General features: G+C 66.5%; 3 protein-coding genes and 1 tRNA gene. All 4 read left to right on the top strand.

Annotation, left to right across the window (positions count from 1 at the left end; all coding sequences use genetic code 11):
- Positions 1-208 precede the first annotated feature (208 nt).
- The 4 genes from gyrB (at position 209) to ACRDPN_RS14275 (ending at position 5529) form a co-directional block, all read left to right on the top strand.
- Complete coding sequence (gene gyrB, locus ACRDPN_RS14260) at positions 209-2203, top strand: DNA topoisomerase (ATP-hydrolyzing) subunit B (RefSeq protein WP_431449224.1); 1995 nt, start codon at positions 209-211, stop codon at positions 2201-2203.
- Between the two features lie 29 nt (positions 2204-2232).
- Positions 2233-4791, top strand: coding sequence for a DNA gyrase subunit A (gene gyrA, locus ACRDPN_RS14265; RefSeq protein ID WP_431449226.1), 2559 nt, complete (start codon positions 2233-2235; stop codon positions 4789-4791).
- Positions 4791-5405, top strand: coding sequence for a DUF3566 domain-containing protein (locus ACRDPN_RS14270; RefSeq protein ID WP_431449228.1), 615 nt, complete (start codon positions 4791-4793; stop codon positions 5403-5405). The genes gyrA and ACRDPN_RS14270 overlap by 1 nt, the downstream gene beginning before the upstream one ends.
- A 49-nt stretch (positions 5406-5454) precedes the next feature.
- Positions 5455-5529: transfer RNA gene (locus ACRDPN_RS14275), tRNA-Ile, on the top strand.
- Positions 5530-5717: the final 188 nt, after the last annotated feature.

Raw genomic sequence — 5717 nt, forward strand, 5'->3', positions numbered from 1 at the left:
ACTCGGGCACGTCGCCACCGATCGTCGGCCGGGGCGCCGATCTGAGCGCTTGGGGTCTGTTGGGACGTACCCGGACATGAGGAAAGGCCCACGAGTACGTCTCAGACCTGCTCCTGAGGCGCTCAAGGGCATCTGAGCGCCTCTCCACACCGTTCGACACAGGCCCATGGTGGCTGAGACGCACAGAATGGCCCCGTAGACTGGTTTGGTGACCCAAACGCCGGATCCAGCAGCCACTCCCGACAGCCCCACTTACGACGCCAGCGACATCCAGTTGCTCGAGGGTCTGGAGGCCGTCCGCAAACGTCCCGGCATGTATATCGGCTCCACCGGCGAGCGTGGGCTGCACCACCTGGTCTACGAGGTCGTCGACAACTCGGTCGACGAGGCCCTCGCCGGCCACGCCACCCACATCGAGGTTACGCTGTGCGCCGACGGCGGCGTGCGGGTCGTCGACAACGGGCGCGGCATCCCCGTCGACGAACACCCGGTCGAGAAGATGCCCGCGGTCACCCTCGTGCTCACCTCGCTGCACGCCGGTGGCAAGTTCGGCGGCGGCGGCTACAAGGTGTCCGGTGGTCTGCACGGCGTGGGCGTCTCCGTGGTCAACGCGCTCAGCTCACGCCTGCACGTCGACATCAAGCGCGACGGATACCGGTGGACCCAGAGCTTCAGCTACGGCGACCCGGACGCTCCGCTCGAGCGTCACGAGAAGACCAAGGAGACGGGTACCACCACCACCTTCTACGCCAGCGACACGATCTTCGAGACCACCAACTACTCCTACGAGACGCTCAAGACCCGGTTCCGCGAGATGGCCTTCCTCAACAAGGGCCTCGAGCTCGTGCTGCGTGACGAGCGCGACCACCCGGCCGACGCCGAGGGCATCGACGACGTCGAGCGCACGGCCTCCTTCCGCTACGACGGCGGGCTGGTCGACTACGTCGACCACATAAACTCCGGCGCCAAGTCGCCGCTGCACCGAGGGGTGATCGCCCTCGAGCGCGAGGCGGTGGGCGACGGGATGTCGCTCGAGATCGCCATGCAGTGGAACGTCAGCTACGCCGAGTCGGTGCACACCTTCGCCAACACCATCAACACCCACGAGGGCGGCACGCACGAGGAGGGCTTCCGCACCGCGCTCACGCGCACGGTCAACCGCTTCGCCGAGCTGCAGGGCCTCATCAAGAAGAAGGAGGACGCGCTCACCGGCGACGACATCCGCGAGGGCCTCACCGCCATCGTGTCGGTCAAGCTGGCCAATCCGCAGTTCGAGGGTCAGACGAAGACGAAGCTCGGCAACACCGAGGCCCGTTCGTTCGTGCAGACGATGCTCTACGACGAGCTCGCCGCCTGGTTCGAGCGCAACCCGTCCGAAGGCAAGACCATCGTCCGCAAGTCCATCGACGCCGCCACCGCGCGCATGGCCGCCCGCAAGGCCAAGGAGCTGGCCCGCAATCGCAAGGGCCTGCTCGGCGGCGGCGGTCTGCCCGGCAAGCTGTCCGACTGCCAGTCGCGCGACCCGGAGGAGTGCGAGATCTTCGTCGTCGAGGGCAACTCCGCCGGCGGCTCGGCCAAGGGTGGCCGCGATCCGCGCACCCAGGCGATCCTCCCGCTGCGCGGCAAGATCCTCAACGTCGAGAAGGCGCGCATCGACAAGATCCTGCAGAACGCCGAGGTGCAGGCGATCATCTCCGCGCTCGGCACCGGCGTGCAGGAAGACTTCGACATCGACAAGCTGCGCTACCACAAGATCGTGCTGATGGCCGACGCCGACGTCGACGGCCAGCACATCTCCACACTGCTGCTCACGCTGCTGTTCCGCTTCATGAAGCCGCTCATCGACGGCGGATACGTCTACCTGGCCCAGCCGCCGCTGTACAAGATCAAGTGGACGAACGCGTCGCACGAGCTCGCCTACTCCGACCGTGAGCGTGACGCGCTGCTCGCTGCCGGCAAGGAGGCCAGTCGCCGGCTGCCCAAGGAGGCGCCGGTGCAGCGCTACAAGGGTCTCGGCGAGATGAACGACCACGAGCTCTGGGACACCACCATGGATCCCGACGCTCGCATCCTTCGCCAGGTGACGCTCGAGGACGCCGCCATGGCCGACGAGATGTTCACCATCCTCATGGGCGAGGACGTCGAGCAGCGGCGTCACTTCATCCAGCGCAATGCCAAGGACGTCCGCTTCCTCGACATCTAGTCCGACCCCGAACCAGGAGCCACTGACCAGTGACCGAAACACCGATCGAACGCGACCGGATCGAACCAGTCGAGCTGCAGGTCGAGATGCAGCGCTCGTACATCGACTACGCCATGAGCGTCATCGTCTCCCGCGCGCTGCCCGACGTGCGCGACGGACTGAAGCCGGTGCACCGGCGCGTGCTCTACGCGATGTACGACGGTGGTTACCGCCCCGACCGTGGGTTCAGCAAGTGCAGCCGCATCGTCGGTGACGTCATGGGCCAGTACCACCCGCACGGCGACACCGCCATCTACGACACCCTCGTCCGGCTCGCTCAGCCGTGGGTTATGCGTGCGCCGATGGTGTCCGGTCAGGGCAACTTCGGCTCTCCGGGCAACGACGGCGCAGCCGCGATGCGCTACACCGAGTGCAAGCTTGCACCCATCGCCATGGAGATGGTGCGCGACATCGACGAGGAGACCGTCGACTTCAAGCCCAACTACGACGGCCGCTCGCAGGAGCCCGCCGTTCTGCCGGCGCGTATCCCGAACCTGCTGGTCAACGGTTCGGCCGGCATCGCCGTCGGCATGGCCACCAACATCCCGCCGCACAACCTGCGCGAGGTCGCCGAAGGCGTGCAGTGGGCGCTGGAGCACCCCGAGGCCGGCCGCGAGGAGCTGCTCGAAGCACTCCTCGAGCGCGTCAAGGGCCCCGACTTCCCGACGTCCGGACTGATCGTCGGCACCCACGGCATCGAGGACATGTACCGCTCCGGCCGTGGCTCGGTCACGATGCGGGCGGTCGTCTCGATCGAGGAGGACACCAAGGGACGCATCAGCCTCGTCGTCACCGAGCTGCCCTACCAGGTCAACCCCGACAATCTCGCCATCAAGATCGCAGAGCTCGCCGACTCCGGCCGGGTCCAGGGCATCGCCGACGTGCGCGACGACTCCAGCTCGCGCACCGGCCGGCGCCTCGTCATCGTGCTCAAGCGCGACGCCGTGGCGCGGGTGGTGCTCAACAACCTCTACAAGCACACCGAGCTGCAGACGAACTTCAGCGCCAACATGCTCGCGCTCGTCGATGACGTCCCGCGCACGCTCACCCTCGACGGCTTCATCGTCAACTGGATCCACCACCAGATCGAGGTCATCCGCCGACGTACCGAGTACCGCCTGCGCAAGGCGGAGGAGCAGGCCCACATCTACCGCGGCCTGGTCAAGGCGCTCGACGCACTCGACGAGGTCATCGCCCTGATCCGGCGCAGCCCCACCGTCGACGAGGCACGCACCGGGCTCATCGGGCTGCTCGACATCGACGAGGTGCAGGCCAACGCGATCCTGCAGATGCAGCTGCGTCAGCTCGCGGCCCTAGAGCGTCAGAAGATCATCGACGCCCTCGCCAAGCTCGAGACCGAGATCGCCGAGTACAAGGCCATCCTCGCCAGCGAGGAACGACAGCGCTCGATCGTGGGCGAGGAGCTCGCCGCGATCGTCGAGAAGTACGGGGAGGACCGTCGCAGCCAGATCATCGCGGCCGACGGCGACCTGTCGATGGAGGACCTCATTCCCGACGAGGAGGTCGTCGTCACCATCACCCGCGGCGGCTACGCCAAGCGCACCCGCACCGACCTGTACCGAGTGCAGAATCGCGGCGGCAAGGGGGTGCGCGGCGCTCAGCTGCGCGACGGCGACTTCGTCGAGCACCTGTTCCCGACCACCAGCCACCACTGGATCCTGTTCTTCACCACGGCCGGTCGCGTCTACCGCACGAAGGCATACCAGCTGCCAGAGGGCGGTCGCGACGCGAAGGGCGGTCATGTCGCCGGACTGCTGTCCTTCCAGCCCGACGAGGACATCGCGCAGGTGCTGGCGATCCGCGACTACGACCAGGCTCCGTACCTCGTGCTCGCCACCAAGAAGGGCCTGGTCAAGAAGACCCGGCTCAACGACTTCAACAGCCCGCGTCAGGCCGGCGTCATCGCCATCAACTTCCGCACCGACGACGACGAGCTGATCGGCGCCGAGCTGGTGCGCGCCGAGGACGACCTGCTGCTCATCTCCAAGAAGGCACAGGCCATCAGGTTCCGCGCTGACGACACTCAGCTGCGGCCGATGGGGCGGGCCACGTCGGGCGTCACCGGCATGAAGTTCCGCTCCGAGGACGCCCTGCTCTCGATGACGGTCATCCGTGCGCGGCACGCCGAGCTGGACACCGAGGACGTCCCCTCCGACGAGATGCTCTACGTGTTCACGGTCACCGACGGTGGTTTCGCCAAGAAGACCACCATCGACCAGTACCGGCTGCAGGGCCGCGGCGGTATCGGCATCAAGGCGATGCAGATCACCGAGAAGCGCGGAATCCTGGTGGGCGGACTGGTGCTCAACGACACCGACGACGTCATCTCCGTCACCGAGGGCGGACAGATCACGAGAAGTCTCGTTGCGGGTGTGCCTGCGAAGGGACGTGGCACGATGGGAGTGAGCTTCGTCAAGTTCAAGGGAGACGACCGCGTGGTCACCATCGCCCGTAACGCCGAGATCCCGACGGACGAGACGCAGCCCGAACCCGACCAGCCCGAGACGCAGCCAGAGGTGCAGAGCTAGTGAGCAAGGACGACCGCGACTTCCGCACCCAACCGGCGCCGGCGAAGAAGCCGGTCGGGCAGGTGGCGCCCCCGAAGGCGGCCAAGAAGCCGCACCTCGTGGAGCCGGTCAACGCCAAGACGTCCGGCAAGTCCGCGGCCTCCACGGCCGTGATCCCGCCGGTCAAGGAAGGCCCCAAGAACGAACGCCTGGCGGCGAAGACCGCCCGTCCGGAACCGCAACCACAACCGAAGCCCCCATCTTCGCAGTCAGGCCGACGGGCTAGCCTGCGACTCGTGCACGTCGAGCCGTGGTCGGTCACCCGTCTGGCCTTCGTCGTGTCGGTGGCGATGATGATCGTCGCGGTCGTCGCGGTGTCGATCTTCTGGGTCGTCCTCAACGTCACCGGGGTGTGGGACCAGATCAACGACAGCGTCACGTCGGTGCTCAGCGACGACAGCGGAAACTTCGACATCACCGACTACCTGGGGTTCGGCCGGCTGGTCGGACTCACGCTCGTCCTGTCGGCCATCAACGTCATCTTGATGACGGCTCTGGCCACGATCGGCGCCCATCTGTACAACCTCGCGTCGGAGCTTCTCGGCGGCCTCGAAGTCACCTTCAGCGACGACTGATCCGATTCGTTCCACCGCCGCGCCGTACGGTAACGTTGCGCGCTGTTGCGGGCCTATAGCTCAGCTTGGTTAGAGCGCTTCCCTGATAAGGAAGAGGTCAGAGGTTCAAGTCCTCTTAGGCCCACCGAACAAGGGAGTTTCCATGAAGAAGATCATCGTGCTCGTCGCCGCTGCCGCAGGGTTGGCATGGGCGATGGGACGGTCGAAGACCGCGCCCCCCGCCGATCCGTGGGCGAAGGCCAGCGACACCGTCTGACCGATCCAGGGGCTGTGGCGCAATTGGTAGCGCACCTGCTTTGCAAGCAGGGGGTT

Origin of the sequence: Aeromicrobium sp., from assembly GCF_050700635.1 — a bacterium.
Lineage (GTDB): Bacteria > Actinomycetota > Actinomycetes > Propionibacteriales > Nocardioidaceae > Aeromicrobium.